This window comes from Agromyces aerolatus, from assembly GCF_031432255.1.
Taxonomy (GTDB): Bacteria; Actinomycetota; Actinomycetes; order Actinomycetales; family Microbacteriaceae; genus Agromyces.
The window spans coordinates 29584-55786 of the sequence record NZ_JAVKGQ010000019.1; the positions used below are offsets into that span (position 1 = coordinate 29584).

The following is a 26203-nucleotide window of genomic DNA, read 5'->3' on the forward strand; positions in this document are numbered from 1 at the left end:
ACGGCGTGCCTGGAGGACAAGGACAACTCATGCGGAAGACGGCGTCACATCGCGTATTCATCGGGGGCGGCCTGGCCGCCGCGCTCGTACTCACCGGCTGCGCCTCAGGCGGAGGTTCGAGCCCTGCGCCCTCCGAGGGCGGTGGTTCGCTCGGTGACATGGAGCCCATCGTGCTCACGTACAGCGACTCGAACGTGGAGACCGCCGCGCACGTCATCGCCATGCAGGAGTTCATGGAGCAGGTGACCGAGGCCACGGACGGCAAGATCACCTTCGAGACCTACTACGCGGCCGCGCTGCATCCGGTGACGGAGGCACTCAGTGCGATCCAGACCGGACTGACCGACATCACGTTCGTCTCGCCGACGAACGTGCCCGACCTCATGCCGACCGGGGTCTGGGAGACCACGATCTCGCAGAACGCCATCAACCCCGAGTTCCCGATGTCGCTCATCGAGGGCACCCCGGTCCAGTTCGCCGCGTACCAGGGCGGGGCGCTCGCCGACGAGCTCGCGACCTACGACGCGGAGACCCTCGTGACCTGGGGCACCGCGCAGAACAGCGTCATGTGCAAGCCCGAGGTCACGACGGCCGAGCAGGCCGCCGGCAAGACGATCCGCACGCCCGGTCCGCCCTACCTCGAAGAGGTCGAGCAGCTGTCGATGACGAACGTCACGCTCCCGGTCACCGACGTGTTCGAGGGGCTCCAGCGCGGGGTCATCGACTGCTTCATGAACGTCATCAGCCCGTTCATCACGCTCGGCGTCTGGGATGAGGCGAAGTACTTCATCCCGGCGCACTTCGCGACCTCGTCGGGCTCCCAGCTGGTGATCAAGAAGTCGGTGCTCGAGTCGCTGCCGCTCGAGGCGCAGCAGATCCTGTTCGACGCGAGGGTCGACCTGCTCGCGAAGATCGTCGAGGCCTCGCTCGAGCGCAACGTGCAATGGGCCAACGAGGCGCCCGGGAAGGGCGTCGTGTTCGCCGATCCGACGTCGTTCAACGAGGCGATCGACGTGGCCCGCGAGGCGTACACCGAGGAAGCGCTGGCCAACGCGCCGGCGGGGATCGCCGACCCCGAGGCGTTCGCGGCGGAGCTCGACGGGCTCGCCGAGGAATGGGCGACCGTCGGCGGCGGACTCGAGATCGAGTCCGGGAGCCCGACGACCCAGGAGGGCTGGATCGACCTGTACCTGTCGGTCGAGGACATCGACTGGGAGGCCTACGCCGACGCGCTGCACGAGTACCTCGCCGACTTCCGTCCCTGACCTCGGGTGAGGCATCGGCCGGTGGCCGTCTTGACAGTCACCGGCCGATGTGCTCATATGAGACACCGAGGTGAACACGTGTTCACCAACCGACCGTCCATCCACTTCCGGGCCCCGCGAGGGGGCCCGCCGGCCGCCGAGCGGCCTCGACCCGCGACGAAGCAGGAGCACGAATGTCCGAGTGGTACGAGATCGACAACAAGCTGCAGGACCCGGACTGGTACCGCACGCAGGAGTACCACGAGGTGTTCGCGCGGCTCCGCCATGAGGACCCCGTGCACTGGGCGCAGGACGACGCGTACGGCAAGCACTACTGGTTCCTGACCCGGTACGAGGACGTCCGCAACATGCTGCTCGACCCGCGCGTCTTCAGCTCGCGCTGGGACACGCGGCCGCCCAAGACGACCAAGCGCTACACGCCGGAGGAGCGCTTCGAGATGGGCTTCGACACGAGCATGGCGCGGAACGATCCGCCCATTCACGATCTGTACCGCAAGCCCGTGAACAAGCACTTCAGTGCCCCGGCGATCAACAAGATGCGCGGCCACGTCGAGGAGATCGTGGACGAGATCATCGCCGATGTCGCGGGCAAGGGACGCGCCGACGTCGTCGAGGAGATCGCCGGCGACCTCCCGGTGAAGGTGATCCTGCGACTGCTCGGCGTCCCGGAGGCGGACTGGGACATGCTCCGCGAGGCCGCCTGGCAGTGGCTGGCGCCGGCCCACCCCGCGTACCTGATCGACGGCGACGTGCTGAAGACCCACCGGCAGGGCCACGCCAAGCTGCTCGGCTATTGCGAACAGCTCGCGCTCGCACGACGTGATGAGCCGAAGGACGACTTCGCGACGGTGCTGAGCCGCGTCGAGATCGACGGCGACCCGCTCAGCGTGCACGAGATGCGCAGCTACTTCACGATCCTCATCGGCGGCGGCCTCGAGACGACCCGCAACACCGCGGCCGTCGGCATCTGGCAGTTCCTGAAGAACCCCGACCAGCGGCAGCTGCTGCTCGACGACCCGTCGCTGATCAACAGCGCGATCGACGAGGTCCTGCGCTGGGTCACCCCGGCCCGCACGCGGTTCCGGATCGCCATGGAGGACGTCGAGATCGGCGGCAAGGAGATCCGCGCGGGCGACTGGGTGTTCGGCTCGCAGGTCTCGGCCAACTGGGACGAGACCGTCTTCGAGAACCCGGCGAAGTTCGACATCACCAGGAACCCCAACCCGCACCTGAGCTTCGGCGAGGGCGTGCACCTGTGCCTCGGTCGCTATCTCGCGCGCCTCGAGCTCGCGTGCCTCTTCCCGAAGGTGCTGCAGGCGTTCCCCGACATGGAGATCGCGGGCGAGCCCGAGTGGATCCCGGACAACATCACCACCGGCTTCAGCCGGTTCGACGTCACCTACACCCCGCTCGTTCCCGCGAGCGTCTGAAAGGAGCACCACACATGGGAAAGGTCGTCTACGTACTCCCGGGCGGCGGGGAGCAGGTCGTCGAGGCCCGCGAGGGCGAGAGCCTGATGCAGGTCGCCGTGCAAGCCGGCGTTTCGGCGATCGAGGGCGAGTGCGGCGGCGAGATGTCGTGCGCCACCTGCCACGTCTGGATCGGCGACGAGTGGGCCGGCAAGCTGCGGCGCGCCTCGCAGGACGAGCTGGACCTCCTCGAGGCCGACGACAACTTCTGCGACGAGAGCCGCCTCGGCTGCCAGATCAAGTACACCAGCGAGATCGACGGCATCGCCGCCCGGATCCCCGGATAAGACAGGAACCCCAACATGTCGCACTACGACGTCGTGGTCGTCGGTGCGGGCCACGCAGGCACGCAACTCGTCTTCGCCCTGACCGGCGGAGGCTACACCGGCTCGATCGCGCTCATCGGCGATGAGGTCGCCACGCCGTACGAACGGCCGCCGCTGACCAAGGGCTATCTCGCCGACGAGACCCTCTCCGAGGACCTCGCCTTCCGCTCCGAGTCCTGGTGGGCCGGCTCGAACGTCGAACGGCACCTGGGCTCCCGGGTGATCGCCGTCGACCCGCAGGCGCACACCGTGACGACGGAGGACGGCGGCGTCATCGGCTACGGCACCCTTGTCTGGAGCGCCGGGGGCGAGGCGAGGCGACTGCCCGTGCCCGGGGCCGAGCTCGACGGCGTGCACGTGGTGCGCAAGCTGGGCGACGCCGAGCGGATCAAACAGCGACTGGGTGAGATCCGGAGCGCCGTGGTGATCGGCGGCGGCTACATCGGCCTCGAGACCGCCGCATCGCTTCGGAAGCTCGGCGTCCAGGTCACGGTCGTCGAGGCGCTCGAGCGACTGCTGCAGCGCGTCACCGGAGTCGACGTCGCCGAGTACCTCCGCGCGCGGCATGAACGCGAGGGTGTCGACATCCTGCTGGGCACCGGTGTGAACGCGATCGTCGGCGCCGACGGCCACGTCACGGGCGTTGAGCTGACCTCCGGGCGCGTGCTCCCGGCCGACCTCGTCATCGTGGGGATCGGCCTGATCCCGAACGTCGCTCAGCTCGCCGAGGCCGGCGCCGAGGTCGGGAACGGGGTGCTCGTCGACGAGCTCTGCCGCACGTCGCTGGCCGACGTGTACGCGATCGGCGACTGCGCGAGCTTCGAGTCCGACTGGGTTCCGGGCGACCGGTTGCGCCTCGAGTCGGTGCAGAACGCGAACGACCAGGCGAAGACCGTCGCGGGCGCCATCCTCGGCGACCCGAAGCCGTACGACGCGCTGCCCTGGTTCTGGTCGCACCAGTACGACGACCGGCTGCAGACCGCCGGGGTGCTCACCGGCTACGACGCGCCGGTCCTGCGCGGCGACCCGTCGACGGGCAAGTTCAGCGTCGTGTACCTGCGCGGCAACACCGTCGCGGCCGTCGACGCGATCAACAACGTCAAGGACTACGCGCAGGCCAAGGCGCTCATCGGCCGGACGGTGCTCGCGGACGACCCGCGGCTGGCCGATCCGTCGGTGCCGCTGAAGTCCTTCGTGACGGAGTCGCAGCTCGCATGACCGAGTCGGCGCGTGGCCTGCACTGGGCGGTCAAGGAGTCGTTCATCGGATACATCCGCGGGCTCGAAGACGGGGCGATCGAGACGTTCGACGGGTGCGAGCAGCGTGAGGGCGGCTTCGAGTTCCCGGGCGAGTCGGCGAAGGACGGCGAGCACCTGTTCTCCGGCGGAGTCCGCTTCACGGGCTTCGCCGGCATGCTGGACGTCCGGCTCGTCGACCCGATGATCGAGGTCGACGGTGACGGTGCCCGGGTGTCCGCGCTGGTCGGGCCGGCGTCGATCGCGGCGCGGGTGACCATCGCGACGATCGAGGCGACCGAGCCGCCTCGGCCAGGCCGGCCGTGGACGGCGACGCCGAAGCTCACCTTCGAGGGGGTGCGTATCCTCGGCGATGTGTACCAAGTCGGCGCCGAACTGGCCCCGCTCACCGTCGAATAGGAGCTCAGATGAGCGACACCGCCTACCAGGCGATCCTCGAGGCCGCCCGAACCAAGTTCGCGGAGGTCGGATATCGCGACGTGACGATCCGTTCGATCGCCGCGGAGGCCGGGTACTCGGCGGCGATGGTCATGAAGCTCATGGGGAGCAAGGAACAGCTGTTCTGGCTCGTCGCGCCGGGTGTCGCCTCGACCGCCGGCCTGGAGGAGGAACGCGAGCTCGTCCCGAAGGCAGATGTCGGGCGCGAGCTCGTCCGACGCATCTTCGCGCGCCGGAGGATGGGTGCGGGCGATCCGTACGCGGTCGCCCCGCTGCACATCGCGTCGGCTCCCGAGCCCGAGCAGATCCGCGATGAGATCCGCGACCGGTACCTGCACAACATGGCCGCCATGATCGGCGACTCGACCCCGGACCAGCGGCATGCGAAGGCCGTCGTGTCGATCCTCTTCGGCATCGCGGCATCCGTGCACACGCTGGACGCCTATGACCCGGCCGACGACGACGAGGCGATCGAGACGTTCGCGGCGCTCGCGCAGACGGTGATCGACCGCACCGACGGACCGCGGATCCCGCTTCCCGACGAGAGCGTGGGCATCAGCGCGGGCAACCGCGCCACCTAGGACAGGCACGCCACACCACGAGAGGACTGACGCGATGACGGATGCTTCGAAGGGGGCGCGACTGCGCGCGCTGTTCGAGTCCACGGAGACGACCCTGATGCCGTTCGGCGTCCTGCCGTTGCACGCGCGCATGGCCCAGCAGGCCGGGTTCGCGGCGTTCGAGGTCTCGGGCGGCTACTCCTCGTTCTGGCTCGCGGGCATGGCCGACGTCGGCTACCTGACGATGACCGAGATTGTCGAGCACGCCGCGCGCGTGGCGCGTGCGGTCGACATCCCCGTCTTCTGCGACGCGGACACCGGCTACGGCGGGCCGGTGAACGTGCAGCGCACCACGCGCGCGTTCATCGACGCGGGCGTCGCGGGCATCCATCTCGAGGACCAGGCCGAGCCGAAGAAGGCCGGTGGCCGGGGCGGCATCCGCCTCGTGTCCGACGCCGAGGCCATCGGGCGTTTCACCGCGGCCGTGGAGGAACGCGACCGGGTCGATCCCGACTTCGTGCTCGTCGCGCGCACCGACGGCTACGGCGCGGTCGACGGCGGCGGGCTCGACGAGGCGATCCGGCGCGGACAGCTGTACCGCGAGGAGACGGGGGTCGACGTCATCTTCTACGAGGGACTCGAGACCTGGGCGGAGATCGAGACGGCGCTTCGCGAGACGCCGGGGCCCGCGTACGCGATCCCGCACCGCAACGCCGGTCCGACGCCGTCGGTGGCGGAGATGACGCGGATGGGCCAGGCGATCCAGATCGTCCCGTTCCTGCTGCCCGGGGTGCACGAGGTCTGGAACCTGCTCCGCGCCGTGGCCGAGAGCGGTGAGCTCGCGCCGGTCGACGACTACCGGGCGTATGTGGAGTCCTTCCGCGGGACCGATGCGTGGGTCGGGGCCGGTGAGGCCCTGCTCGCGATCACGTACGACGACGTCGCGGAGCTCGAGGCGCGGCTGGCCCCGGTCGCGCAGACGTCGGACGCGGGCGGCACGGTGTGACGGTGCTCGACTCGCCGCTCACGTTCCTGCGCGGGCGCGCGATGCCCAATCGCTTCGTGCTCGCGCCCATGACCAACACGCAGAGCGCCCGCGACGGCACCGTGCTCGACGCCGAGATCCGGTGGCTGGTCCGTCGTGCGCGCGGCGGCTTCGGCGGGATCGTCACGAGCGAGAGCGGAGTCGAGGCACGCGGGCGCGGCTTCGCGACCGAGCCGGGATGCCACTCCGATGCGCACGTCCCGGGCCTCGCCCGGCTCGCCGAGGCCGTGAAGGCCGCGGGAAGCCTCGCCACGATGCAGCTGAACCACGCCGGTATGCGCGGCCACCGCGCTGCCGAGCGCGTCAGTGCGTCGGCGGATGCCGAGACCGGGGCCCGCGCGCTCCGCGACTACGAGATTCCCGAGGTCGTCGCGGCGTGGGGCCGCGCGGCCGCGCGGTGCGAGGCGGCCGGGTTCGACGGGGTCCAGATCCACGGCGCGCACGGCTACCTGATCGGGCAGTTCCTCAGTGGCACGCTGAACCGGCGGACCGACGACTGGGGCGGCTCGGCGGAGCACCGCGCGCGGTTCCTGTTCGCGGTGATCGACGCCATCAGGGCGTCGACCGGTCCCGACTTCCAGGTCGGGGTCCGGCTCTCGCCGGAACGCTACGGCCAGGATCTGTTCGAGATCACCGCGATCGTCGAACGGCTCATCGACGAGCGGAAGGTCGACTCCATCGACCTGTCGCTGTGGGACGCGGGCAAGCTGCCCGACGACGAGCGTGCCGACCGCGTCCCGATCATGCGGCAGTTCCTGCGGATTCCGCGGGGCGAGGTGCGCATGGGCGTCGCCGGCCGGATCCGCACCGGGGCGGCGGTGCGCGCGGCGGCCGACGAGGGCAGCGACTATCTCGCCATCGGGAAGGCCGGCATCCTGTATCCCGACTTCCCGCGCATGGTGCGCGACGACCCCGAGCTCGTGCCCGGGTGGCTGCCGGTTTCGGCGTCGTACCTGCGATCGCAGGACGTGGGCGACGGGTTCATCCGGTACCTCACGACCTGGAACGGATTCATCTCCGACGAAGCCCCGCCCGTGGGCGCGAAGCCGTTCGTCTCCGCGTGGAGCGACGAGGTGCACGGCATCACGCGCGTCGACGCGGCGGCGTCATGAACCCGACGCGGCAGCGTCATGAGCTCACCTGAGGAGGATCGGATGTCGTCACCCACGACCCCGCTGGTCGAGGCCGGCACGCAGGCCGTCTTCGACATGGACTCGCTCGCCCTCTCGGTCGAGGCGGCTCCGCCGCCCGTGGCCGAGCCGGGCGGGCTCATCGCACGCGTGACCCTCGCCGGGGTGTGCGGCAGCGATGTGCACCGGATCGCGGGGCACGTGCACGACGCGGCCGGCCCGGTCTCCTTCGGGCACGAGGCCGTCGGGGTCGTCGAAGCGCTCGGCGACGGCCTCACGGCCGACTGGGGCGGGGTTCCGGTCGCGGTCGGCGATCGCATCATCTGGTACGCCGGGTCGACGCCGTGCGGGCAGTGCCGCGGGTGCCGGACGACCGGCGAGGCCTGCGACGACCGCCAGTGGCCGTTGCCTGCGTCGGTCCCCAACGCCGCGGGGTACCGGGACGTCGCGAGCCTCTCCCGGCTGGTGCCGTTCTTCCGCGTCGACGGACCCGTGACCGACGAGGAGCTCGTGGCGTTCGGCTGCGCGCTGCCGACCGCCATCAGCGGCCAACGGCGTCTGGGGCTCATCGAGGCCGGGCAGACGGTCGTCGTGCAGGGCGCGGGGCCCGTCGGTATCGCCGCGGCCATGGTCGCGTCCCTCAGCCCGGCGCGTCACGTGATCGTGATCGGCGCGCCGGCGCACCGGCTCGAGCTCGCACGCGAGTTCGGTGCGACCGTCGCGATCGACCTCGGGGCGACGAGCGCCGAGGAGCGGCTCGCCCGCGTGCACGAGCTCACCGATGGACGCGGAGCGGACGTGGTCATCGAGGCAGCCGGCGTAGCCGACGCGTTCCCCGAAGGCGTCTCGCTGCTCGCGCGCCACGGCCGGTACCTGCTGTCGGGCCTGTACTCGGGGACGCGCGAGGTCGCGTTCAATCCGGTCCCGATCACGCTGAAGTCGGCGCGTATCATCGGCAATCTCGGCTCGCGGCCCGAGGTCGGACTGCAGGCCCTGCGGTTCGTGCAGGCCAATCGCGATCGATTCCCGTTCGCGCGGGTGGTCACCCACCGCTACGACCTGGCCGACGTGGCCGGCGCGCTCGCCGCGATGCGGGACGGCACCGCGGTGAAGGCCGTCGTCACACCGGGCACGGCACCGGAGCCCGCACCGAGCACCCTGTTGAGAGAGGAATCCGAATGACCATCACGCAGGACGAGGGCGTCGAGGCGACGATCTCGGGGAGCGCCCTCGCACGCGCGAAGGCGGTTGCGCCGATCATCGTCGCGGAGGCCGACGCGGGCGAGGCCGCGACCGACGTCACGGCCGTCGCGGCCGACGCGCTCAAGGCGGCCGGGCTGTTCTGGATGTGGGTGCCCGAGGAGCTCGGCGGGCTCGAGGCCGACCTCGTGAGCGGATTCGAGGCGATCGAGGAGATCTCGCGCGCCGATGGATCGACCGGATGGGTCCTGATGGCCACGGCCATCGGCACGCGGAACGCGGCGATGTACCTCGAGGAGGAGGGCCGTCAGGCCCTCTTCGGCGGCCCCGAGAAGGCGATCCTGGGCGGGTTCGGAGGCCCGCTCGGGCAAGCGGTCGAGGTCGAGGGCGGGCTTCGCGGTCGCGCGGATCGCCTGCCCTTCGGAAGCGGCTCGACGTACATCACCAATATCGCGGCGCACATGAAGATCGTCGACCAGCAGGGCGAGCAGCGCTACCTCGAAGACGGCACGCCGTTCACCCGGGTCGTCTACATTCCGCGCGACCGGTTCGAGATCCTCGGGAACTGGGACGTGATGGGCCTCGTCGCGACCGGCAGCTACGACTACCGGGTGCCCGAGCAGTTCATCCCCGACGCGTTCGTGATGAAGCAGCGCGATGCCCGGCTGGGCGCCGCGAACGGCAGCTCGGGTCCGCACATCAGCCGCGCGTCGCTCGGTGTCGCCGGGCACGGCGGCGTCGTGCTCGGGATCATGAAGCGCGCCCTCCAGGAGGTCGCGCGGATCGCCAGCACCAAGTCGCGGGAGGGCGTCGGCGGGACGCTCGCCGAGTCGGACGTGTTCCGGAAGGAGTTCGCCTCACGGGAGGCCTCCTATCAGGCCGCGCGCGCGTACTTCCTCGACACCCTCGCCGAGATCGAGCGTTCGGCGGCGACGACGAACGAGGTCTCGTCCGAGCTGGGGGCGCGCATCCAGCAGGCGACCACCTACATCCACGAGGTGGCCGACGGCGTGGTGGGCTTCGCCCACCTCTGGGCCGGCTCGCAGGCGCTCCGCAACCCGAGCGCGATCGGGCGCTGCACGCGCGACTACCAGGTGGCCAAGAACCACCTGCTGATCAATCCGCTGACGATGCTCCGCGCGGTCGGGCCGATCCTGGACGCCTACCTGGAGGACTGACCGCACGCAGGCCGAGTGGGAACGGATGCCGCGGCGCACGAGCGCCGCGGCATCCGCCGTGTTCACTCGTGCGTGGAATGCGTGCCGAACCGCCGGTTGTGGTAGGTCAACGGGGCCAGCTCGTGGTGGTCGGCGCGCACGACCGTCCCCATGACGACCTCGTGGTCGCCGCCGTCGACGAACGACTGCACCTCGCAGGCGACCCAGCTCGCCGCGCCGTGGATCCGCGGCACACCGGCGTCGAGCGACCACGCCACCTCGGCGAACCGGTCGACCGCCTTCGAGGCGAACCGCATCGCGGTGTCGGCCTGGTGCGCGCTGAGGACGTTGACCCCGAACCAGCCGGTCCGGCGAACGATCTCGAGCAGCTCGGAGCGACGGTCGAGCGAGACGAGGATCATCGGCGGCGTCATCGAGAGCGAGGCGAACGCACTGACCGTGGTGCCGTGCGGTGCGTCATGCTCGTGTGCGGTGACGATCGAGACCGGCGTGGCGACGTTGCCCATCGCCATGCGGAACTCGTCCTGGATCAGCGGGGGCGCTCCAGCGTCGGTCATGGTCATCGTCGGACTCCTTCGTCTCACATTCGCCGATCGGCCTCTTCCCATCGTCGATCGTTGGCGGCGGTGTGTACAGTGCAAGTAAAGCCACTTACGATGCGGAAGGCGCATAGAACGCGATGATCGACGTCAACCGGCTGCGCCACGCGGTCGCCATCGCCGAACACGGCACGTTCGGTGCCGCGGCGCTCAGCCTGCACCTGTCGCAGAGTGCGTTGACCCGGAGCATCCAATCGCTCGAGTCCGAGTTCGGGGTCCGCCTGTTCGAGCGAGGGCGTGCGGGCGCCAAGCTCACGACCGAGGGCACGAGATTCATCGCCCAGGCCGAGCAGCTCGTGCGGCACGCGGCGTCGGTCGAGAGCGACCTGCGTGACATCAGCGCGGGCCGCGACGCGGCCGTGAACGTCGGCACGGGGCCGATCTCGGCGACGCTGTTCCTGCCGGGCATCCTCGAGTCGCTGCTCGGGCTCAGCGAGCGGTTCCCGATCCGCGTCAAGGTGGGCTCGAACAGCGAGCTGCGGTACATGCTCGACGCGGGCGAGCTCGACTTCTACGTCGGTGGCGTGCCGCGCGAGTCGCACGGGGCCGGCGGCGACGGACTGCGCATGGACTCGATCCGCGCGCGCTCCCGGCTCGCGCTGCTCGCCAGGGAGGGTCATCCGCTCCTCGAGTCGCCCGAAGAGGTCGAGCTCCGCGGGCGGTTCCCGGTCGTCGCGGGCACGTTCGCGCGTGACACCTCGGTGGGCGCCGACGTCGAGCGCCACGGGTTCGGAGCGCCCGCGTTCGTGCTCGACGACTACGACCTGCTCGCCGATCTCGTCCGACGCACCGACGCCGTGCTGCTCGCGACCGAGCTCATCGAGACGCTCCGGCCCGAGCTCGGGCTGCGGCGACTCGACATCGACGTGGCGCCGCACGCCGACGCCAACTACGGGATCGTGACCTCGCAGGCGCACAGGCTCTCGGCGGCCGCGCGCGAGGTCGCCGAGCTGGTGCGGCAGACCATCACCGCGGCCTACACGCGGAGCTGACCCGCGGGGTGCGGCCGGGACGGGCGTGGCCGGACCCGCGCTCGGCCGCGAGCGCGCGCGATCAGTCGATGGCGCCGCCGAACCGCTCGCTCAGCGTGCGGGACGCGGCCACGAGCACGTCGCGCGCCCGCTCGACGAAGTCGAGCGAGGGGTCGGCCGGGAACCCGTAGAGCGTGAGGTGCAGCAGCGGGCCGTTGGCCCCGATCACCGGCGCGGTGATCGTGCGCACCTGGCCGGCCGTGGACTCGTCCAGCAGGTCGGGATCGTCGAGGCCGCTCATCTGCTTCCCCGCCTCGAAGAGCCGGCGCTCGAGGCTCGGCGTGCGACCGTACTCGGCCATGGCCTCGACGAGGGTCTCGGCCTCGGTCGCGGCCTCGCTGCGGAACGTGAGCGTCCAGCCGCGCTCGCGCACGCGGTCGAGGTCGACGTCGAACTCCGCGCGCTGCTCGGCGCTCAGCTCGGCCGGGAAGCTGTCGTACCATTCGGCGCGCAGCTCGGGGGAGCCCCAGGCGGCGATGGTGCCGCCGAACGGCGGGTAGAACGGGAGGATCGCGCCCACCGGGTCAGCTCCTCCGGCATTGCCGGCGGTCGCGACGATCGCGAGGCCGTCCTCTTCCCTGGCGAGCACGCGGACCTCGAGCCCGACCGTGTCGGCGAGCCGCTCGAGGTCGTCGCGCGCCGCCTCTGCGACGCGGACCGCTTCGCTCGGGCGCCCGCGCGAGGCCATGACGAGCGACCGGGGTGCGAAGGTGCCGTAGCCGCCCTGGAAGAACAGCAGGGGCAGGGTCGGTGTCTGGACCTCGAGCCCCTGCACCCTGCCGATGACGATGTCGTGGTCGCCCGCCTCGTGCACGTCGCCGAGCTCGCAATCGATCCACGCCACCGCGCCGTCGATGATGGGCGAGCCCGTGTGCGGGGCGGGGCGCCAGTCGACCGCGGAGAACCGGTCGGCCCCGCGCATCGCGAAGGTGCGGCAGATGTGCTCCTGCCCGCCGGCGAGCACGTTCACGCAGAACCGCCCGGCGGCCCGGATCGCGGGGAACGTCGACGAGCCGCGATCGGGGAGGAAGGCCACGAGGGGCGGATCGAGCGACACCGAGGTGAACGATCCGACGGCCATGCCGATCGGCTGCCCGTCGTCGCCCACCGAGGTGATCACCGCGACGCCGGTCGGGAAGTGCCCGAGCACGTCTCGGAACTGCCGGGGCGCGATCACGCCGTCGCTGGCTTCTTGGGACATGATGACTCCTTCGTCGGGCCGGGTGGGTCTCAGGGCCTGAGACGTCCTCGATCCGCTGACCCGACACATCCTACCAACAGTACAAGCCTTGCAAGGTTGGCTTGCCTCGGTCGCGCGCCCCGGATCGGCGGACCGGATGCCGCTACGCTCGTGGGGTGTCATCAATGAAGCCGGCTCCCGCAGTGGTGCGCGCGATGTCCGCCCTGAACCATATGACGGCGCATCCTGGGGTCTCGTTCACGCTCTCGGAGCTGTCGAGCGCGCTCGACGTGAACGCCGCCTCGCTGTCGGCGCTGCTGCTCGCGCTCACCGACGCCGGTTACGTGACGCGCCATCCGCGCCGCAAGACCTACTCGCTGGGGCCAGCGGGCGTCGCGCTCGGGCATGCCGCGGCGCTCCAGTACCCCGTCATCGAGGCCGCGGAGCCCGAGATGCGCGAGCTCGCGGATCTCGGCAACGAGTGCGTCGGCACGGTCGCGACGGCCGGCGAGATCCTCTTCGTGGCGATCGAGGGGCACCCCGGCGCGAAGTCGCGTGAGGCCTGGGTCGGCCAGCGGGTCCCGATGGTGCCCCCGTTCGGGCAGGTGTTCGTCGCGTGGACCTCGGACGCCGAGATCGATCGCTGGCTCGGCGCCATCGGCCCGGGGGAGCAGGAGTCGTTGCTCCGGCAGCGGCTGCTCGCGTCGCTCGAACGGGTCCGCGAGGACGGCTATGTCATCGGCCTCGCGAACGATCCCGTCGAGGAGGTCATCGCCCTGATCGACGAGCTCACCGTCGTCGATCGCGACGAGGTGCGCCGTCGACTGTGGGAGGCCATTCCGAGGCAGGGCCCGGCGTACGTCGCCGACGGGATCCGCCCCGACGGGGTCTACGACGTCGCGAACCTGGCCGTGCCAGTGTTCGACGCGGAGGGCGCCGTGGTGTTCGCGATGACGCTCACCGGGTTGTCCGGGGTGCGCGGCGACCGGCTCAGGGAGCTCGGGGAGATCGCGCTCGGTGCGGCCCGGCGCGTCACACGCCGGATCGGCGGCAAATGGCCGTCGCTCTCGGCGGCGTAGCCGAGCACGGCACGCGCTGTGATCGCCGGTCTCGTGTCACTTGGTCAATCCTATAGACGATTGATATGATTGGAACCGGCCGAGCGCTCATCGGCCGATGACGATGGAGGACGAAGTTGTCTGGTGAGGAAAGCGTCTACGCGGATCGGTTCCGCCTCGAAGGCCGTCGGATCGTCGTGCTCGGCGCCGGGCTGGGCATGGGCCGGGAGGCGGCCGTGGCCGCACACCAGCTCGGCGCCTCGGTGTTCTCGGTCGATCTCGACGGCGCACGTGCGACGTCGACCGCCGAGCTCGTGGGCGGCGGGTCGGCATCGGTCGACGTGACCGACCGCGACGCCGTGCTCGCCCTGGCCGACCAGGCCTCGGAGGCGCTCGGCGGCATCGACGGCGTCGTCGACGTGGTCGGCATGGCCGCGTGGCACGCCGCCGACCAGACTCCCGCCGAGGTCCGCGACCGGATGTTCGCGCTCAACTACGTGCAGGCCCTGCACGTGCTCGAGGCGTTCACGCCCAAGCTGACCGACGGCGGCACGTTCGCCTTCGTCAGCTCGGTGTCGGGCGTGCGCGGAGCGCAGGGCCACAGCGCCTACGGTTCCGCGAAGGCGGCCCTCATCGCGCTCGTGCGCTCGGCCGCCGTGGAGCTCGCACCCCGAGGCATCCGCGTCAATGCCGTCGCGCCCGGCGTGATCCTCACGCCGCGCACGCAGGACAGCCTGTTCGCCGACCCCGAGTTCGTGGCCGCCCAGGAGGCGAACGTGCCCATGGGCCGCTTCGGCGACACGCGGGACATCGCGGGCGCCCTCATGTTCTTCACGACGGCGGCGAGCGCCTACGTGACCGGGCAGAACCTCATCGTCGACGGCGGCGTCGACGCGAAGTTCCCGCACCTCATCAAGTCCTGAGCCAAGGAGACCACTGTGATCGACAACGAGTTCACCCGGACCTTCGGCATCGAGCATCCGATCACGTGCGGCGGCATGACCGGCGTGGGCACCGCGCCCCTCATCGCCGCGGTCGCCGAGGCGGGAGCGCTCGGCTTCCTCACCGCGCTCACGCAGCCCACGCCCGAAGCGCTCGTGGCGGAGATCCAGCGCACCAAGGACCTCACCGACAAGCCGTTCGGGGTGAACCTCACGATCCTGCCGACGATCCGCCCCGTGCCCTACGACGAGTACCGGCAGGCGATCATCGAGAGCGGGGTCACGGTCGTCGAGACCGCGGGCAGCAGCCCCGAGCCGCATCTTCCCGACTTCAAGGCGGCCGGGGTCAAGGTGATCCACAAGGCGGTCGCGGTGCGCCATGCGCTGAAGGCGGAGTCGCTCGGCGTCGACGCGATCAGCATCGACGGGTTCGAGTGCGCCGGCCACCCGGGCGAGGACGACATCCCCGGGCTGGTGCTCATCCCGGCGGCCACGCGCGCACTGACCATCCCGGTCATCGCCTCGGGCGGGTTCGCGACCGGTCGCGGGCTCGCCGCGGCCATGGCGCTCGGAGCGCAGGGCATCAACATGGGGACCCGGTTCGTCGCGACCCACGAAGCGCCGGTGCACGAGAACGTGAAGCGCCAGATCGTCGCCAACTCGGAGCGCGACACCGTGCTCGTGTTCCGCATGTTCAAGAACACCGCGCGCGTGGCGCGCAACTCCATCTCCGAGGAGATCGTCGAGATCTCGTCGCGGCCCGGCGCGACGTTCGAGGACATCGCGCATCTGGCCTCCGGCGTCCGGGGTCGCGAGCGCGTGCTCGCGGGCGGCGACATGGAGGGCGGCGTCTGGTGGGCCGGGCAGTCGCAGGGCCTCATCCATGAGGTGCTGAGCGCGCGCGAGGTGGTCGAGTCCGTGGTCGCCGAGGCGGAAGAGGTCATCGTGAACCAGCTCGCCGCCCAGGTCAGAGTCGCAGTCTGAAGGGACGAGGAATGAAGATCGACAACGCCGTCGCACTCGTGACGGGAGCGGCATCCGGATTGGGAGCGGCGACGGCCGCGCGCCTGGCGTCAGGCGGCACGCGGGTGGTCGGCCTGGATCTGGCCAAGGGCATCGAGGCGGCGCCGGCCATCGAAGGCGTGACCTACGTCGCCGCCGACGTCACGAGCCCGGAGGACGTCGCGGCGGCGCTCGAGACCGTGCGCGAGACCGGCCGCCCGCTGCGACTCGTCGTGAACTGCGCCGGCATCGCGCCCGCCGTCCGCATCCTGTCGGGGCGCGGGGTGCACGATCTCGACGTGTTCCGGCGGACCGTCGAGGTCAACCTGGTCGGCACGTTCAACGTGCTGCGCCTCAGCGCCGAGCTGATCGCCGGCCAGGAGCCCGATGGCGACGGCCAGCGCGGGGTGATCGTCAACACCGCGTCGGTCGCGGCGTACGAGGGGCAGATCGGGCAGGCCGCCTACGCCGCCTCGAAGGGCGGCGTCGTGAGCCTCACGATCGCCGCCGCGCGGGATCTCGCACGATCCGGGATCCGGGTGAACACCATCGCCCCGGGCATCGTCGCGACGCCCATGCTGACGTCGCTCGGCGAAGAGGTCGGCGCGTCGCTGGCGAAGTCGGTGCCGTTCCCCGCGCGGCTGGCGCGGCCCGACGAGTACGCCGATCTGGTGACGATGATCGCCGCGCACGACTACCTCAACGGCGAGACCATCCGCATGGACGCGGCCCTGCGCATGGGGCCGCAGTGAGCGTGCTCAGGGTCGCACGCGAGGGCGCGATCGCGCGGCTGACGCTCAGCCGGCCCGCCGCGGGCAACGCCCTCGACCTCGAGCTGGCCCGAGCGCTGCGCGACCAGGCGCAGACGCTCCGTGCCGACGAGACCTGTGCGGTCGTGCTCATCGACGCCGAAGGCCCCCTGTTCTGCGGCGGCGGCGACCTCGCGGCGATGTCCGCGGCCCCCGTGCCCGCCGAGTACGTGCACGAGCTCGCGGGCACTGTGCACGAGGCGCTGCTCACATTCGCACAGTCGGACCAGGTGCTCGTCGGCGCGGTGCAGGGCACCGCGGCGGGCGGCGGGTTCGGGATCGTGCTGAACTGCGACTACGTCGTGGCCTCCGAAAAGGCGACCTTCGTGAGCGCCTACTCCAAGGTGAGTCTCAGCCCCGACTGCGGCACTTCGTACCTGCTGCCGAGGATCGCCGGCCCGACGCGCGCGACCGAGTTCGTGCTCGCCGGCCGGGTGCTCGATGCGGCGTCCGCGCACGACTGGGGCATCGTGAGCGCGGTCGTGCCCGCGGACGAGGTCGGTGCGGCCGCCTCGAGCGTCGCCGAGAAGCTCGCGCGCGTGCCCGCGCCGGCCCGTGCGGCGTCGAAACGGCTCCTCGCGGCCGCATGGCTGCCGGGCTACGGGGAGCACCTCGACCGGGAGCGCGACTCGATCGCGCGGCTCGCCGACAGCGAGGAATCCGCCGCGCTCCGCGCCGCGTTCATCGCGAAGTAGTCCGCCGACCCGACCCGTCTGATCGGCACTCCGAATAATTAGTAGCAATACCTAGTAAATTATCTGTCCTCCAACTATCGTGGAACCGGCGCATACCCCAGACGTGCGCGCGAAGGGATGTTCGACATGACCGACACGCTGAGCGAGACGAAGACCCGCGAGCTCACCCACTTCATCGGCGGCCGCCACGTCGCCGGCACGTCCGGCCGGTTCAGCGACGTGTTCGATCCGAGCACCGGCGAGGTCCAGGCCCGGGTGCCGCTCGCGAGCACCGCCGAGGTCGAGGCCGCGATCGCGAACGCCGAGGCGGCCCAGGTCGCCTGGGGTGCCACGAACCCGCAGAAGCGGGCCCGCGTGCTGCTGAAGTTCCTCGACCTGATCGCCAAGGACGCCCCAGAGCTCGCGAAGACGCTGTCCCGCGAGCACGGCAAGACCGTCGAGGACTCGCTGGGCGACATCCAGCGCGGCGTCGAGGTCATCGAGTTCGCCGCGGGCGCCCCGCACCTGCTCAAGGGCGAGTACTCGACCGGTGCGGGCACCGGCATCGACGTGTACTCCATGCGCCAGCCGCTCGGCGTCGTCGCGGGCATCACGCCGTTCAACTTCCCCGCCATGATCCCGCTGTGGAAGATGGGCCCCGCGCTCGCCGCGGGCAACGCGTTCATCCTCAAGCCGAGCGAGCGCGACCCCTCAGTGCCGCTGCGCATCGCCGAGCTGTTCCTCGAGGCGGGCCTGCCCGAGGGCGTGCTGAACGTCGTCAACGGCGACAAGGAGGCCGTCGACGCGATCCTGCACGACGACCGCGTCAAGGCGGTCGGCTTCGTCGGCTCGACGCCGATCGCGCAGTACATCTACGAGACGGCCGCGGCCAACGGCAAGCGCGCGCAGTGCTTCGGCGGCGCCAAGAACCACATGATCGTGATGCCCGATGCCGACCTCGACCAGGTCGCCGACGCGCTCATCGGCGCGGGCTACGGCTCGGCGGGCGAGCGCTGCATGGCCATCTCGGTCGCCGTGCCCGTCGGCAAGGAGACGGGCGATGCGCTTGCCGCCAAGCTCGCCGAGCGCGTCAAGGACCTGAAGGTCGGCGCAGCGCTCGACGCCGGCAACGACTACGGCCCGCTCGTGACCTCCGACGCGCTCAAGCGCGTCGAGCACTACATCCAGATCGGTGTGGACGAGGGCGGCACGCTGCTCGCCGACGGCCGCGGCCTCACGGTCGAGGGATACGAGAACGGCTTCTACCTCGGCCCGACCCTCTTCGACCACGTCACGACCGACATGACGATCTACAAAGAAGAGATCTTCGGCCCGGTGCTCATCATCGCCCGCGCCGACGACTACGAGCAGGCGCTCGCCATGGCGACCGACCACGAGTACGGCAACGGCGTGTCGATCTTCACGCGCGACGGCGACGCGGCGCGCGACTTCAGCGCCCGCGTGAACGTCGGCATGGTCGGCGTGAACGTGCCGATCCCGGTGCCGATCGCCTACCACACCTTCGGCGGCTGGAAGCGCTCGGGCTTCGGCGACCTGAACCAGCACGGTCCCGACGCGTTCCGCTTCTACACCAAGACGAAGACGGTGACGAGCCGTTGGCCCTCGGGGATCAAAGAGGGCGCGAGCTTCGTCATCCCCACGATGCACTGAGGCGGGCGACGGACATGACGATCATCACCGAAGAACGCCTCGCGATCGTCGAGGCGGTGCGCGACTTCGCGTCGACGGTGCTGGCCCCGAACGCGGCCGAGTGGGATGCGTCGAAGCACTTCCCGGTCGACGCGCTCGCGCAGGCGGGGGAGCTCGGACTCGGCGGCATCTACGTGCAGGAGGACGTCGGCGGCTCGGGTCTGTCCCGGGGCGACGCGGTCGCGATCTTCGAGGAGCTCGCGAAGGGCGACACCACGATCGCCGCCTACATCTCGATCCACAACATGGTCGCGTGGATGATCGACACGTTCGGCAACGACGTGCAGCGGCACACGTGGGTGCCGGGCATGGTGGCCATGACCGATCTCGGCAGCTACTGCCTGACCGAGCCGGGTGCCGGCTCCGACGCCGCGGCCATCACGACCTCGGCGGTCCGCGACGGTGACGACTACGTCATCAACGGCGTCAAGCAGTTCATCTCGGGAGCCGGATCCTCCGCGGTGTACGTCGTCATGGCGCGCACCGGCGGACCGGGCTCCGGCTCGCGCGGCATCTCGGCGATCGTCGTGCCGGCCGGCACACCGGGGCTGAGCTTCGGCCCCAACGAGCACAAGATGGGCTGGAACGCGCAGCCCACCCGCCAGGTGATCTTCGACAACGTGCGCGTACCGGTCGGCAACCGGCTCGGCGCCGAGGGCGACGGCTTCGGCATCGCGATGAAGGGACTCAACGGCGGCCGCGTCAACATGGGCGCGTGCTCCCTGGGCGGGGCCCAGTGGGCGCTCGAGCGCGCGCTGCAGTACGTGCAGGAACGGCACGCGTTCGGCCAGCCGCTCGCGGCCAACCAGTCGATCGTGTTCACGCTCGCCGACATGGAGACCGAGCTGCAGGCCGCGCGCGCGCTGCTGCAGCGCGCCGCAGAGAAGATGGACGAGAACGCGCCCGACGTCGCGCCGGCCTGCGCGCTCGCCAAGCGCTACGCGACGGATGCCGCGTTCGGCGCCGCGAACGCGGCGCTGCAGCTGCACGGCGGCTACGGCTACCTGCACGAGTACGGCATCGAACGCGTGGTCCGCGACCTGCGGGTGCATCAGATCCTCGAGGGGACGAACGAGATCATGAAGCTCATCGTCGGCCGCGACCTGCTCGCGAGCGCCCGATGAGCGCCGCACCGGCCGAGACCGGGCCCGGCGCCGGCACCGGCGCCGCCACCGGCGCCGACACCGGCGCCGAGCCCGCCGAGGTCATCGTCGAGCAGCGTGGCCGGCTGGGGCTGCTCACGCTGAACCGGCCCAGGGCGATCAACGCGCTCACGCACGGCATGGTCCGCCTCATCGCCGAGGCGCTCGACCGATGGGCCGACGACGACACCGTGGCCACGGTCGCGGTGGTCGGCTCGGGCGAGCGCGGGCTGTGCGCGGGCGGCGACGTCGTGAGCCTGTACCGTGACGTCACCGAGGCCGACGGCCTGGGCGCCGCCGCGTTCTGGCGCGACGAGTACACGATGAACGCGCGCATCGCGAGCTACCCGAAGCCGTTCGTCGCGATCCAGGACGGCATCGTGCTCGGCGGCGGCATCGGCGTCTCGGCGCACGGCTCGCACCGCATCGTGACCGAGCGCTCCAAGCTCGGCTTCCCCGAGGTGACCATCGGCTTCGTTCCCGACGTCGGCGCGACCTGGCTGCTGTCGCGTGCGCCGGGCGAGCTCGGCACCCGGCTCGCGCTCTCGGCCGCGAGCATCGGGCCGGCCGACGCGATCCTCGTCGGCTTCTCCGACTCGTTCGTGCCGAGCGATCGCCTCCCCAAGCTGCTGAAGGCGCTCGAGTTCGAAGACGCCGCGACGGTCATCGAGGCGCTCGCGACCGAGCCCGGGCCGGGCGTGCTCGACGCGCAGCGCGACTGGACCGACGAGGTGTTCGCGGGCGACTCGGTCACCGACATCATCGAGCGGCTTCGGGACCACGCCGCCCCCGAGGCATCCGCGCTCGCCGAGAGCATCGACCAGAAATCGCCGCTCGCACTGGCCGTCACGCTCGAGTCGCTGCGCCGGGCCCGGGAGCTCCCGGGCCTGACGGCGGCGCTCGACCAGGAGTATCGCGTGTCGCGGCACTCGTCGGCCGCGCCCGACTTCGCCGAGGGCATCCGCGCCCAGCTCGTCGACAAGGACCGCAACCCGAAGTGGAGCCCGTCGAGCCACGCCGCCGTGGCGGCGCCCGACGTCAGCGCGGTCTTCGAGACGCCTTCCGACGGCGACCTCGGCCTGGCGGCCGCAGACGGCCTCGGCTTGCCCGCAGAATTGGAACTCGCGTCGAAGGAGACATCATGAGCACGATCGCATTCATCGGACTGGGCCACATGGGCGGTCCCATGGCCGCGAACCTCGTGAAGGCCGGCCACGACGTCGTCGGGTTCGACGTCGTCCCCGCGGCGCTCGAGGCCGCGGCTGCCGCGGGCATCACGGTCGCGGCGTCGGGCGCGGAGGCCGCGGCCTCGGCCGACATCGTCATCACCATGCTCCAGAGCGGCCGTCACGTGAAAGACGCCTACGACGGCGCAGGGACGTCGAACGGGCTGCTCGGCGCCGCGCGTCCCGGGACGCTGTTCATCGACTCGTCCACGATCGCGGTCGACGAGTCCCGCGCCGCGCACCGGCTCGCGGAGGCCGCCGGGCATCGCAGCCTCGACGCCCCCGTCTCGGGCGGCGTCGTCGGCGCCGAGAACGCGACGCTCGCGTTCATGGTCGGCGGCGGCGAAGCGGACTTCGCCGAGGCCCTGCCGGTGCTCGAGGCGATGGGCCGGCGCATCGTGCACTGCGGCGGATCGGGACTCGGCCAGGCCGCGAAGATCTGCAACAACATGATCCTCGGCATCTCGCAGATCGCGGTCGCCGAGGCGTTCGTCCTCGGCGAGCGGCTCGGCCTCACGCACCAGGCGCTGTTCGACGTCGCCTCGAACGCGTCGGGCCAGTGCTGGGCGCTCACCACGAACTGCCCGGTGCCCGGCCCCGTGCCGACGAGCCCGGCGAACCGCGACTACCAGCCCGGCTTCGCTGGCGCGCTCATGTCGAAGGACCTCGGCCTCGCTGAGCACGCCATCGCGCTCACCGGGGTGGACGCCAAGCTCGGCCTGCTCGCACGCAGCATCTACGGCGAGTTCGCGGCGGGCGAGGGAGCCGGCCAGGACTTCTCGGGCATCATCAACACGATTCGGGACCAGTCGCTCGCGGACGCCGCGAGCGTCGAGGCATGAGGGAGCTCCAGTGACCGACTACGAGACCATCATCGTCGAGACGCGCGGACGCGTCGGATGGATCACGCTCAACCGGCCCGAGGCGCTGAACGCCCTCAACTCGACGCTCATCCGTGAGATCGTCACGGCAGGCAAGGAGTTCGACCACGACCCGGGCATCGGCGCGATCGTGCTGACCGGCTCCGAGAAGGCGTTCGCCGCCGGGGCCGACATCAAGGAGATGGCCGACAAGGGGTACGTCGACATGTACCTCAACGACCCGTTCAAGTCGTGGGGCGACTTCGGCCGACTCCGCACGCCAATCATCGCGGCCGTCTCGGGCTTCGCCCTCGGCGGCGGCTGCGAGCTCGCGATGATGTGCGACATCATCCTCGCGTCCGACACCGCGAAGTTCGGCCAGCCCGAGATCAACCTCGGCGTCATCCCCGGCATCGGCGGCACGCAGCGGCTGCCCCGTGCGATCGGGAAGTACAAGGCCGCCGAGCTCGTGCTGACCGGGCGCATGATGGGCGCGGAGGAGGCCGAGCGGGCGGGCCTCGTCTCACGCATCGTGCCTGCGGCCGAGCTGCTCGACGAGGCCGCGAAGGTCGCCGAGAGCATCGCCTCGAAGTCGCTGCCCGTCGTGTACGCGGCGAAGGACGCGCTGCAGGCCGCGCAGGAGTCGACGCTGTCCGAGGGACTGCGCATCGAGAAGCAGGCGTTCGCCGCGACGTTCGCGCTCGACGACCAGAGCGAAGGGATGGGGGCGTTCCGTGACAAGCGCACACCCGAGTTCACCCACAGCTGAGCGCGCTCGCGCTCAGAGCGGGTCGGGCACCGGGTGCGGGTCGGTGAAGTCGCCCGCCGTCTTGCGGAACTTCGCGAGGATCCGCACCAGCTGGAGCGTGTCGTCCTCGGCCAGCCCCGAGTCGGCGAACACCTCGTTGAGGGCGAGCGTCGCCCGCTCGACGAGCTCGCGCCCCTCCGGCGTGAGCAGGATGAGCGCCGCGCGGCCGTCTTCGGGGTGCGGCTCGCGCCGCACGAGCCCGTCGCGTGAGAGCCGGTCGACGGTGTTCGTGACGCTCGTGGGGTGCACCTGCAGTCGCGCGATGGCGCTCGCCATCGGCATGCGTCCCTCGCGTGTGAAGCCGAGCAGCCTGAGCAGCTCGAAGCGTGCGAACGAGAGGCCGAACGGCTTGAGCGCACGTTCGACGCGACCGAGCATGATCTGCTGCGCCCGCATGATCGACGTGACGGCGGACATGCCGGTCGCGGCATCCGACCAGCCGTGCTCGGACCACTGGCGCTTCGCCTCGGCGATCGGATCCACCGGCAGCGGCTTGCGCGGTGCCATGCCGACCTCCTTCGTGACGCGTTCGGCCATTCCTGTCCACGCTAGCGGTCCCGTCCACGCGAACGGGTCATCCGGTACGCGTGAGTCCGTCGGCGCCCGCGCGCTGACATTCGATTCCACCCCGGCAGAGGAGAGTAGCCGATGAAGATCGTCGTCCTGGTCAAGGAGGTTCCCGACACGTACGGGGACCGGAAGTTGTCGCTCGAGACGGGCCTTGCGGATCGTGCCGCGAACGAGCCGGTGCTCGATGAGATCGGTGAGCGGTCGCTCGAGGTGGCGCTGAGCTATGCCGACCGGAACGCGGACACCGAGGTGGTCGTGGTGTCGATGGCCCCTGAGGGGTCGACGGCCACGATTCGCAAGGGTCTCGCGATGGGGGCCGCGTCTGCGGTGCATGTGACCGATGAGCTGTTGCTGGGTGCCGACCTCGGCCTCACGGCCGAGGTGCTCGCGGCGGCGATCAGGCGGACGGGTTTCGATCTGGTGATCGCGGGCAACCTGTCGACGGATGGCTCGGGCGGGGTGTTGCCGGCGATGATCGCCGAGCTGCTGGACGTGCCCGCGGCGTCGAACCTGAACTCGGTGGAGATCGGTGAGGGCCGGGTGTCGGGGGAGCGGGCGAGCGATGGCGCCACGATGCGGGTGTCGGCCGAGCTGCCCGCGGTGATCTCGGTCACCGAGCGGCTGCCGGATGCCCGGTTCCCGAACTTCAAGGGCATCATGGCGGCCAAGAAGAAGCCGTTCGAGACGTTGAGCCTGGCCGATCTCGGGGTGGATGCCGAGGATCCCGAGGCGGCTCGGTCGATCGTGATCGGGCTCGCGGAGCGGCCGCCGCGTGCGGCGGGCGTGAAGATCTCGGACGAGGGCGACGCGGGCGAGCAGCTCGCGGAGTTCCTGGTGCAGAACCGGTTGGTGTGAGGGGTTTGACGATGGCTGAGTACAACGACGATGCGATCCTGGTGCTGCTGGACGTGACGCCGTCGGGCACGCTGGCGAAGAGTGCGGCGGGGCTGCTGGGTGCGGCCGCGTCGGTCGGCACCCCGGTGGCGCTGGTCGTCTCGAATGCCGATGGGCTGGCGGATGCCGCTGCGGCGCTGGGGGCGTCCACGGTGCTGGTCGCGGCGCCCGGCGAGGGGCTTGCGGTGCCGGCGGTGGATGCGCTGGTCGCGGCGGCCGAGCTGGTGCGGCCCGATGCGGTGCTGGTGTCGAACTCGGTCGAGGGCCGTGAGGTCGCGGGCCGGTTCGCGGCGCGCACCCGGTCGGGGATCGCGGTCGACGCGGTCGGCGTGTCGCGTGATGCCGAGGGCGTGGTCGCGCACCATTCGGTGTACGGCGGTGCGTACAACGTGGACTCGGCCGTGACGTTCGGTGCGCCGGTGATCACGGTGCGTCAGGGCGCGGTCGATGCGCGCGCCGAGGCGGTGGGTTCGCCCGCGGTCGAGTCGCTCGCGGTGACCGCGTCGGGTCGGAAGGCGGCGAAGGTCGAGTCGGTCGACGAGGTCGTGGTGGCGTCGTCGCGGCCCGAGCTGCGTGGTGCGGCGAAGGTCGTGTCGGGTGGTCGCGGGCTCGGCTCGGAGGAGAAGTTCGTGCTGGTCGAGGAGCTCGCGGACGCGCTCGGCGCAGCGGTGGGCGCGTCGCGGGCCGCGGTCGACGCGGGATTCATTCCGCAGACGCATCAGGTCGGGCAGACCGGCGTGTCGGTATCGCCGCAGTTGTATGTCGCGCTCGGCATCTCCGGCGCGATCCAGCACCGTGCGGGCATGCAGACCGCGAAGACGATCGTCGCGATCAACAAGGACGCCGAGGCGCCGATCTTCGAGATCGCCGACTTCGGGGTCGTAGGGGACGTGTTCACGGTCGTGCCGCAGCTGATCAGCTCGCTCGAGGCGAAGAAGAAGTAGCGAGCGATGGCGACGTATTCACGCTCGATCCGCCGAGGCCTCCCGCGATGGCCCGGTGGCGAACCCTGGCCGCCCGGCGGCGACGCGCCGGTCGCGGTCGTCGACTACCCGGCTGAGCCAGTCGCGGCCCAGTCGGTGGCGACGGATGCCTCGGCCGCGCACGTGCCGGTCGCAGATGCCGTGCCGGACCAGGCGGCGGGCGCTGAGACACCGGTCGCCGACGCGCAGGTCGCTGACGCACAGCTCGCTGACGCGGCGGTGCCGGTCGCGCCGGCCACCACCGAGGCGGCCGTCGCCGGGCTGGCCGCGGTCGAGGCTGAAGCCCGGGCCACCCGTCCGATCCGGCGCGGCCTGCCGCGCGTCGCCGGCGGTGACCCGTGGCCGCCTGCGGGCGAGGTCACCGTCGCCGCTGCTGCCACCGCCACTGCTGCCGCAGCGCCCGCCGCTTCGGGGTCGGCGACGGACGTTGCTTCCGCCGCGGTTCCGGCCGCGCCCGCAGCGGTCTCGGCTGCTGCGGCACCCGCTGCTGCGGCATCCCCTTCTGCGGAATCCGCCGTGGCGGCGCCGGCAGCTGCGGCGACCAGGGCCGCCGTGCCCCCGGCCGCCGGGGTGTCGGATCGTCCGTTGCGTCGTGGCCTGCCGCGCGTGAAGGGCGGCGACCCGTGGCCGCCCGCCGGGTTCGCTCCCGCGTCCGCGGTGCACGCGGCCGCGCCGGTGGCCGTGCCGACGGCCGCGACCCCCGCGCCGGCTGCCGCGCCTACGGCGCAGCAGGTGGCGCGGCCCGCCGCCGAGACATCCGTCGCCGCCGCACCCACCGCACCCGCCGCACCTGCAGCGGCCCCCCCTGCAGCCGCACCCGCCCCATCCCCGGCCCCACCGCGCCCACCT

The 26203-nt window shown here is 71.1% G+C and carries 26 protein-coding genes and 1 pseudogene; 24 read left to right on the top strand and 3 right to left on the bottom strand.

Translation table 11 applies throughout. The features are described 5' to 3' along the window. Positions 1–158 precede the first annotated feature (158 nt). The 10 genes from dctP (at position 159) to RH864_RS17355 (ending at position 9867) form a co-directional block, all read left to right on the top strand. On the top strand, positions 159–1265 hold the full coding sequence (dctP, locus tag RH864_RS17310; protein WP_310518828.1) for a TRAP transporter substrate-binding protein DctP: 1107 nt from the start codon (positions 159–161) through the stop codon (positions 1263–1265). Between the two features lie 173 nt (positions 1266–1438). After that, positions 1439–2695, top strand: coding sequence for a cytochrome P450 (locus RH864_RS17315; RefSeq protein ID WP_310518829.1), 1257 nt, complete (start codon positions 1439–1441; stop codon positions 2693–2695). Positions 2696–2709: 14 nt separating this feature from the next. Next, the gene (locus tag RH864_RS17320) at positions 2710–3021 is read left to right on the top strand and encodes a 2Fe-2S iron-sulfur cluster-binding protein (RefSeq protein ID WP_310518830.1); all 312 of its coding nucleotides are present in this window, start codon (positions 2710–2712) and stop codon (positions 3019–3021) included. Between the two features lie 15 nt (positions 3022–3036). After that, on the top strand, positions 3037–4278 hold the full coding sequence (locus RH864_RS17325) for an NAD(P)/FAD-dependent oxidoreductase (RefSeq protein WP_310518831.1): 1242 nt from the start codon (positions 3037–3039) through the stop codon (positions 4276–4278). After that, entirely contained in the window at positions 4275–4715 is a 441-nt protein-coding gene (locus RH864_RS17330) for an HtaA domain-containing protein (protein WP_310518832.1), read from the top strand. The genes RH864_RS17325 and RH864_RS17330 overlap by 4 nt, the downstream gene beginning before the upstream one ends. 8 nt (positions 4716–4723) lie before the next feature. Then, a complete protein-coding gene (locus RH864_RS17335) occupies positions 4724–5335 on the top strand; it encodes a TetR/AcrR family transcriptional regulator (protein WP_310518833.1) in 612 nt (203 codons plus the stop codon). Positions 5336–5369: 34 nt separating this feature from the next. Further along, positions 5370–6320: an isocitrate lyase/PEP mutase family protein gene (locus tag RH864_RS17340; protein ID WP_310518834.1), complete on the top strand. Its 951-nt coding sequence runs from the start codon at positions 5370–5372 to the stop codon at positions 6318–6320. A 2-nt stretch (positions 6321–6322) separates the two neighbouring features. Then, the gene (locus RH864_RS17345) at positions 6323–7471 is read left to right on the top strand and encodes an NADH:flavin oxidoreductase (RefSeq protein ID WP_310518835.1); all 1149 of its coding nucleotides are present in this window, start codon (positions 6323–6325) and stop codon (positions 7469–7471) included. Positions 7472–7513: 42 nt separating this feature from the next. Next, positions 7514–8671 (top strand): zinc-binding dehydrogenase, encoded by a 1158-nt coding sequence (locus tag RH864_RS17350; RefSeq protein ID WP_310518836.1) that lies wholly within the window; start codon positions 7514–7516, stop codon positions 8669–8671. Continuing rightward, positions 8668–9867 (top strand): acyl-CoA dehydrogenase family protein, encoded by a 1200-nt coding sequence (locus tag RH864_RS17355; protein WP_310518837.1) that lies wholly within the window; start codon positions 8668–8670, stop codon positions 9865–9867. The genes RH864_RS17350 and RH864_RS17355 overlap by 4 nt, the downstream gene beginning before the upstream one ends. A gap of 62 nt (positions 9868–9929) precedes the next feature. Here the strand turns inward: RH864_RS17355 and RH864_RS17360 are convergent, their stop codons facing one another. Next, a complete protein-coding gene (locus tag RH864_RS17360; RefSeq protein ID WP_310518838.1) occupies positions 9930–10430 on the bottom strand; it encodes a flavin reductase family protein in 501 nt (166 codons plus the stop codon). A gap of 116 nt (positions 10431–10546) precedes the next feature. Between RH864_RS17360 and RH864_RS17365 the strand changes: the two genes are divergently transcribed. Further along, on the top strand, positions 10547–11458 hold the full coding sequence (locus tag RH864_RS17365) for a LysR family transcriptional regulator (RefSeq protein ID WP_310518839.1): 912 nt from the start codon (positions 10547–10549) through the stop codon (positions 11456–11458). A gap of 61 nt (positions 11459–11519) precedes the next feature. Here the strand turns inward: RH864_RS17365 and RH864_RS17370 are convergent, their stop codons facing one another. Continuing rightward, entirely contained in the window at positions 11520–12698 is a 1179-nt protein-coding gene (locus RH864_RS17370; protein WP_310518840.1) for a flavin reductase family protein, read from the bottom strand. A 164-nt stretch (positions 12699–12862) separates the two neighbouring features. On the opposite strand from RH864_RS17370, the gene RH864_RS17375 reads away from it, so the two are divergent. The 10 genes from RH864_RS17375 (at position 12863) to RH864_RS17420 (ending at position 22868) form a co-directional block, all read left to right on the top strand. After that, entirely contained in the window at positions 12863–13756 is an 894-nt protein-coding gene (locus RH864_RS17375; protein WP_310518852.1) for an IclR family transcriptional regulator, read from the top strand. 116 nt (positions 13757–13872) lie between these two features. Then, positions 13873–14658, top strand: coding sequence for an SDR family NAD(P)-dependent oxidoreductase (locus tag RH864_RS17380; protein WP_310518841.1), 786 nt, complete (start codon positions 13873–13875; stop codon positions 14656–14658). Between the two features lie 15 nt (positions 14659–14673). Next, entirely contained in the window at positions 14674–15660 is a 987-nt protein-coding gene (locus tag RH864_RS17385; protein WP_310518842.1) for an NAD(P)H-dependent flavin oxidoreductase, read from the top strand. Between the two features lie 11 nt (positions 15661–15671). Next, positions 15672–16430 (top strand): SDR family NAD(P)-dependent oxidoreductase, encoded by a 759-nt coding sequence (locus RH864_RS17390; RefSeq protein WP_310518843.1) that lies wholly within the window; start codon positions 15672–15674, stop codon positions 16428–16430. Beyond that, positions 16427–17182 carry an enoyl-CoA hydratase/isomerase family protein gene (locus RH864_RS17395; RefSeq protein WP_310518844.1) on the top strand — a complete coding sequence of 252 codons (756 nt, stop codon included), beginning with the start codon at positions 16427–16429 and terminating at the stop codon, positions 17180–17182. Before RH864_RS17390 ends, RH864_RS17395 begins: the two co-directional genes overlap by 4 nt. Before the next feature lie 126 nt (positions 17183–17308). After that, positions 17309–18832, top strand: a complete 1524-nt coding sequence (locus tag RH864_RS17400) for a CoA-acylating methylmalonate-semialdehyde dehydrogenase (RefSeq protein WP_310518845.1) — start codon at positions 17309–17311, stop codon at positions 18830–18832. A 14-nt stretch (positions 18833–18846) separates the two neighbouring features. Beyond that, positions 18847–19995 (top strand): acyl-CoA dehydrogenase family protein, encoded by a 1149-nt coding sequence (locus RH864_RS17405; protein WP_310518846.1) that lies wholly within the window; start codon positions 18847–18849, stop codon positions 19993–19995. Further along, positions 19992–21158 (top strand): enoyl-CoA hydratase/isomerase family protein, encoded by a 1167-nt coding sequence (locus RH864_RS17410; RefSeq protein ID WP_310518847.1) that lies wholly within the window; start codon positions 19992–19994, stop codon positions 21156–21158. Before RH864_RS17405 ends, RH864_RS17410 begins: the two co-directional genes overlap by 4 nt. Continuing rightward, positions 21155–22081: a 3-hydroxyisobutyrate dehydrogenase gene (mmsB, locus tag RH864_RS17415; RefSeq protein ID WP_310518848.1), complete on the top strand. Its 927-nt coding sequence runs from the start codon at positions 21155–21157 to the stop codon at positions 22079–22081. The genes RH864_RS17410 and mmsB overlap by 4 nt, the downstream gene beginning before the upstream one ends. 10 nt (positions 22082–22091) lie before the next feature. Then, positions 22092–22868, top strand: coding sequence for an enoyl-CoA hydratase (locus RH864_RS17420; protein ID WP_310518849.1), 777 nt, complete (start codon positions 22092–22094; stop codon positions 22866–22868). Positions 22869–22880: 12 nt separating this feature from the next. Here RH864_RS17420 and RH864_RS17425 read toward each other — a convergent pair whose 3' ends face one another. After that, positions 22881–23414 carry a MarR family winged helix-turn-helix transcriptional regulator gene (locus RH864_RS17425; protein ID WP_310518853.1) on the bottom strand — a complete coding sequence of 178 codons (534 nt, stop codon included), beginning with the start codon at positions 23412–23414 and terminating at the stop codon, positions 22881–22883. Between the two features lie 141 nt (positions 23415–23555). Here RH864_RS17425 and RH864_RS17430 point away from each other — a divergent pair, with 141 nt between their 5' ends. From RH864_RS17430 to RH864_RS17440, 3 genes and pseudogenes are all read left to right on the top strand, one after another. After that, positions 23556–24332 (top strand): electron transfer flavoprotein subunit beta/FixA family protein, encoded by a 777-nt coding sequence (locus tag RH864_RS17430; protein ID WP_310518850.1) that lies wholly within the window; start codon positions 23556–23558, stop codon positions 24330–24332. 11 nt (positions 24333–24343) lie between these two features. Further along, positions 24344–25315, top strand: a complete 972-nt coding sequence (locus RH864_RS17435; RefSeq protein ID WP_310518851.1) for an electron transfer flavoprotein subunit alpha/FixB family protein — start codon at positions 24344–24346, stop codon at positions 25313–25315. A gap of 6 nt (positions 25316–25321) precedes the next feature. Beyond that, a pseudogene (locus RH864_RS17440) lies at positions 25322–26203 on the top strand (cytochrome b/b6 domain-containing protein); the annotation flags it as partial.